We start from the raw sequence: 611 nt of genomic DNA on the forward strand, positions 1-611 counted from the left end.
GCGCGGTCGCCTTCCTCCGGTTCGGCGCCGCCGGTGAGGTAGACCGAGCCTTCCGGACGGACATAGATGCCGGAGGGATCGACCAGCAGCGGCATGTCGGCATATTTCTCGCGCGCCTCGAAGACGAAGACATTGCGCTTGCGCGGTTCGACCGGCAGTTCAAGCCCGGCCATGGCAGCCACCTTGCCGGCGTTTGGGCCGGCGGCGTTGACGACGATGCCGGCCTTCAGCGTCTCGCCATTGCCGAGGCTCACGCCGGTGACGCGATTGCCATCGCGCGCGATGGCGGTGACATCGGCGGTGATGAAATCGACTTTCTTCTGCCGCAGCGCCTTGCGGAACAGCGTCAGCATCGCATGCGCGTCGAACCAGCCTTCGCCGGTGCGGCCATAGGCGCCGGCTGAAATGCCCTCGGTCGACAGCCACGGGAACCGGCGCGTAAGCTGGTCGGCATCCTCGAGCACGATGTCGGCGCCCTCGGCCATCTGCGCCTCGTGATTGCTCTTGAGGATCGGCAAGCCGTCCTCGCCGGCAAGGATGAGGTAGCCGCCTTCGCGAAAGCCGATATCGGCGTCGGCGCCGAACTCTTCCTTCAGCCGCCGGAACAGCTT

At 66.3% G+C, this 611-nt stretch carries 1 protein-coding gene; it reads right to left on the bottom strand.

The annotated features are described in order from the left end of the window. A partial coding sequence (locus tag AC0L3E_RS34600; RefSeq protein WP_473606910.1) for an NAD(P)/FAD-dependent oxidoreductase occupies nucleotides 1–611 on the bottom strand: 611 nt, incomplete at both ends.

The organism is Mesorhizobium sp. WSM4822 (assembly GCF_055811155.1).